Annotated in this window: 4 protein-coding genes; 3 read left to right on the forward strand and 1 reads right to left on the reverse strand. The window is 38.0% G+C overall.

The window, feature by feature from the left end:
• Nucleotides 1–172: 172 nt before the first annotated feature.
• Nucleotides 173–547 carry a hypothetical protein gene (locus tag CXF78_RS09410; RefSeq protein ID WP_102036625.1) on the reverse strand — a complete coding sequence of 125 codons (375 nt, stop codon included), beginning with the start codon at nucleotides 545–547 and terminating at the stop codon, nucleotides 173–175.
• 580 nt (nucleotides 548–1127) lie between these two features.
• On the opposite strand from CXF78_RS09410, the gene CXF78_RS09415 reads away from it, so the two are divergent.
• From CXF78_RS09415 to CXF78_RS09430, 3 genes are all read left to right on the forward strand, one after another.
• Nucleotides 1128–3263 carry a TonB-dependent siderophore receptor gene (locus tag CXF78_RS09415; RefSeq protein WP_257984879.1) on the forward strand — a complete coding sequence of 712 codons (2136 nt, stop codon included), beginning with the start codon at nucleotides 1128–1130 and terminating at the stop codon, nucleotides 3261–3263.
• A gap of 453 nt (nucleotides 3264–3716) precedes the next feature.
• A complete protein-coding gene (locus CXF78_RS09425) occupies nucleotides 3717–4016 on the forward strand; it encodes a hypothetical protein (RefSeq protein ID WP_102036623.1) in 300 nt (99 codons plus the stop codon).
• A partial coding sequence (locus tag CXF78_RS09430; RefSeq protein ID WP_102036624.1) for a PepSY-associated TM helix domain-containing protein occupies nucleotides 4013–5210 on the forward strand: 1198 nt, incomplete at its 3' end. The genes CXF78_RS09425 and CXF78_RS09430, both read left to right, overlap by 4 nt.

Consider the following 5210-nt stretch of genomic DNA (forward strand, 5'->3'; position numbering starts at 1 on the left):
GTTGAACTATTCGATTTTTGAGATAATCCGGCTATTACGAAGTCTTATGGGGGCGTTTAATAAAGCTATTTTATGTAGTTGAACATGACTAAACGCTTGTGCTTTTTAATACTTTGTTTGTGTTCTCCAAGCTTTGCGAAAACTAACTTTTAACACTTTTGAACAATGACTATTACTCTGTTACTAATGTTTTTACCGTTAATCTCTCTTGATTTGATAAACGAATTTGAATGCCGTCAACAGTTGTAATTCGCTGGGCTTCAATATCTTTTTTACGCACTTTGTAGCTGTCTGTCATCGCTTCAATGGGGGATGTAATCGTAACTTCAACGACGGTGTTATCGTCATACCAACTCCAGCCCCAATAGCCTGCAGACGCCAACATCGACACCGCAATCATAGTGTAAATAATGACTCGACTAAAAAGTGGCGATTTTTGTGCATTTGCCATTTCTGTGATGCGATTAACTTTATGTCCTCGTCCACGGCGCAAGTAGACAATAGCGCCAAGTATTACCAATATTGTGACTAAAATTTTTGTTAGCACGTTATCTTCCACCAATCATTAATTAACCACAATTATACAGTTCATTGAATAATTTAACGTTATCTAGCACACATCAAGCGTGCTAATTAATATTGTCTATTCAGTTGTCAATATAGCCATATACGGCCCCAGATGAATCAGAGTCATTGTTTACTCATCGAAGGTTCTCCAGCTAAGGGTCTCGATTTAGTCACAAACACTATCATGTATTGGTGTGACGGTTGTGCTTCAAGGAGGATAAAAATACAGTGCTCATATTTGATGTTACATAGATTTGACATGACATAACTTTGGCATTAAAACGATTTCAAAGCCCTCTATAAAGAAGCACAAGACTGCTATCACTTGATGTGCCTGAATTCAAATCACTTCATTGCCAAAAAACTCATCGCGAGGTGAATTTTGCGTCCAATTGTTATTCATAACTCAAGCTTAGAGTAAATAACCAATGCATTTTGTAAGTGCGATTGATAATCGTTGTTATTAGTATTAGCTTGTTTGTCGCTAAATGTAGATAAGTTGAAAGAACGCTTATTGTAGAAGCGTGAATATCTTTTATAAATACTAAATGGAACATGTAATGAAAATCAATGCTTTACAGTTTAATAAATGTAAATTGGCTGTTGTATGTGCTTCTGCACTCTCTTTGAATAGTTACTCTGCTATAGGGGAGGAAAACGTAGAAGAGACTAAAGGCAGTATTGAAACCATTAGTGTGGTGGGCCATAAACTGACCGAGCTGAGTTCTAATAATAATGGTGGAGCCTTGGGTAATAAAACCTTATTAGAAACCCCTTTTTCAGTAGATGTTATTTCGCTTGAAGATATAGAAATCCGCCAGGTTAATACTCTGGATAGTCTTTTTAGTAGAGAAGCATCTGTATCGGTTGATGGTAGTGCTTACAGTACCTTTGGCTCAACTATTCGTGTTCGTGGCTTACCTTTAGACTATACCAATAGTTTTAAAATTAATGGTATGTCTATCAATAATTTTAGTGGTGAACTTCCCTATGAAGCCTTCGAGCAAGTTACCTTATTAAAAGGAGCCTCTGGCTTTATGTATGGGATGGCTGCACCAGGTGGCGTTGTTAACTATGTGACCAAAAAAGCAACAGGCGATAAATTTATTGTTGATGTTGGCATGCGCAGTGACAGTGTATTTAGTGGTCATATTGATGCCAGTAAGCGTTTAGGTGATAACGATGAGTATGGTGTTAGGGTTAACCTTGTTAAAGAGTCGGGGGACACGTATTTAGAAGATGGCACAATTGATCGTAATACTGCAGCTTTAGCGTTTGACGCACAATTAACCGATTCACTCTATTGGACTGTTGATGTTATTTATAATGATCGCTTAACTGAAAACTCATGGACGACGATGAGCAACCAGTTAGACAGTACTGATTCGCTTCCTGATACCGTTAGTGGTACTCGCAGTATTGGAGCTGACGGTACCTTCGATGATTACAAAAATATCGTAGCGCTTACCAGCTTAAATTGGGATATTAATGATAACTGGAGTGCTCGTCTTGAGTACGATTATTCTAAGAATGAGACTCGTTGGGTAAAAACCTTAGCGTATTTACAAAATAGTACTGGCGATGTCAATATTTCTTTATATGACCAGTATTTTGATGTTAATTACGACCAAATTCAGGCTGTGATTAACGGTGAGTTTGAAACCGGTAGCATTCGGCACAATCTGTTATTAGGTGCGTCATATCAGAAGTCGACAACGTATCGGAATGATCCGCATCGCGTAGTAATGCGGGGTTATGGAACCGATAATCTGTTTAATCCTGTTGAGCTTCCAACCTATAATTCAACCTTAGAAGATAATCTATCTATGGCTTGGATTGATAAACAACAATCGGTTTATCTCAGTGACTTTATTTCGCTAACCGATCAATGGGAAGTCTTACTCGGTATTCGATCTAATCAAATTGAACATACGCCAAGCGAATATTTCTCTTCATACCAAGCTTACAATGAAGACCGCGCCCTAAGTCCTACTGCAGCAGTGATGTTTAAACCTGATGATAAAACAACTTATTATGTCAGTTATGTTGAATCGTTTGAGGGGACAACGTCGTATGTTGGCGAGACTTACGCAAACGCTGATGAGCTACTAGAACCATTAGAAAGTAAACAATATGAATTGGGTGTTAAAACTGCTGGTGATGGTTGGTCTTTAACGTCGGCATTATTTCGCATCGAACGAGGCGCCACACTGGTTACTGGTGATAATTATTTAGTACAGGATGGACTTAGTATTTACCAAGGTCTGGAGTTTAGTGGTGCATGGGAAGTCACTGATAATTTATCTCTATACGGTGACTTGATGTTATTGGATGCCACCTATGACAAGACAAATTCAGCGGTGGAAGGTAATGACGTTGCTGGTACACCAAGTCAACAGTTTAGCTTGCAGACTAACTATGAGGTCGATGCCGTGCCTGGTTTAGCTGTTAATTTAGGCGCCAAATACTTTGGTGAAACAACATTAGATTCTAATAATACCTGGGAATTACCTGCTTATACTTTGTTTTACACCGGTGTTAGCTATAGCACGATGATTGACGACAAAACGCTAACCGTTATTGGTACCGTTGATAATTTATTCGACGAAGAGTTTTGGGCAGCGGGTGATGCTTATGGTGCATTGCGTATCGGTGAACCTCGTAGTTTTGCTGTTAAAGTAAAGATGAGTTTTTAAGCATTACACAATATGTTAATTACTTCATTATTAACATTTCAAAGGCCGTTAATTGACTACTTTTATCGGCCTAAAATAACGCTATGTAAACTCATATTGATTAACCTATTAACATATTGCTGTAATGCGATATCGGCTACTGAAATGAGTTAGTTTTACATCTATTGCGAGGATTTTTTAAATGTGGCCTTTGTTGGCATTATTATTAACTGTTATCGGCGCAATGCTTATTTATCTCACTAACAAAAATCAACAGTTTATACAAAAACCATTGGTTAAGGCTTGGCGATTTGGAACCTTAACTTATTGGTTATTAGCATTGTTGATCTGGTTGAAACTATACACCATGAGTGCTGCAGTTTTTATTTGGTTATTCACCATTATCATATTTGTTATTTGTATTCCTTTATTGAGTATAAATGGATATTTAGTCAAACCCAAAAGGAATGATTGATGACTAGGCTTACAGCGGATGAAAAAATCCAGCCTCATTGGTGGCTAAAAACATTAGCCGGCTCAATATTGGGACTAACATTGGCGTATGCCTGTGTTGGTATTTTTGCTTGGTATGGTTATGGCGGTATTAATGCCCCTGTAAAAGTGCAATTTAACATGTGGATGGTGAGTCCCATTTGGTTATTAGTGTTGGCGTTTAGTTATTTATTTAAAACGGGTTTACATGCCATCGTTTATTTAACATTAGCGAATGTTGTGATGTGTAACGTGTTCTTTTTACTAAGGTGGTTAGCATGAGAGTTCGCGGAGATATTCTACGTACATATCAATCCATCCATACATGGACAGGTATTATTGCCGGTTTAGTACTCTTTATTGGTTTTTATGCTGGTTCATTGACGATGTTTAAAGAAGAAATTACTCAATGGGCGACACCGCCAAGCCATCAATTACCACAAGTACCAAAAGATCAGTTTGATCAATTAATCTTACAAGCATCAACAAATTTTGATAAAGCCCAGCAAAGTTTTACGGTTAACTTTAATCAACAATTATCGCCGCTTACATGGTTTGAACAGGGCGGTGGCCGTGGTTTACATTTAAATAATGTCATGAGACACGCGACCTTGTCAGATGAAGGGGAGTTAGTTACCCAAGTTAACCCCACGAATGAATTAGGAGAGTTGATTGATATGCTTCATCGCACGGCTGGCATAGCAGGAAAAGCCGGGCATGAAGATATTGGTGTTCTCGTTTTAGGGGGGGCATCAGTGCTATATTTTTTAGCATTAGTGTCTGGTGTTATTTTTTTATTACCGACGTTAGTTAATAGCTTTTTAGCGATAAGAAAGAACAAAGGCGTAAATCGTTTTTGGCTCGATAGCCATAATTTAGTCGGTATTATTAGCTTACCGTTTCATTTGATTATTGCTTGGACTGTGATTGTGTTTGCTTTTCATGATGTTCTTTATGGTGGTTTAAGCCTGGTATATGGCGATGAACCCATGTTCGATCGTGGTGAGAGATCAACAATAGAGTACTCAATTGAACAGCTTCCGCCTATTTCAAGCTATCTTCAGAAAGTTAATGAAATGACCGACGGTTACCATGTGGAATCAATGGCTTTCTCTGATTTATCAACAACAAATCCAATGGTTGGCATTACCATTATTAACGAACGTGAAATGATGCGTGTCAATTCTGGCGATTTTATTTACATGAACCCTTATACCTTTGATGTTGGCTACAGTAGTATTCCGTTGAAAGATAATGATATTTATACTCCACTGGTTGCTAGCTTTTTTTCGCTACATTTTGGCGGCTATGCTGGAGATTTAGGTCGGTGGGTTTATTTTTCTTTGGGCTTACTTGGGGCATTTTTATTCTATAGTGGTAATTTATTATGGTTAGAAAAGCGTCGACAAAAACAACCATTACAAAATAAATCCAGCCGTTTTATGGCATCTTTGACCGTGGGTATGTGTTTAGGCT

Origin of the sequence: Shewanella sp. 11B5, from assembly GCF_002836795.1 — a bacterium.
Taxonomy (GTDB): Bacteria; Pseudomonadota; Gammaproteobacteria; order Enterobacterales; family Shewanellaceae; genus Shewanella; species Shewanella frigidimarina.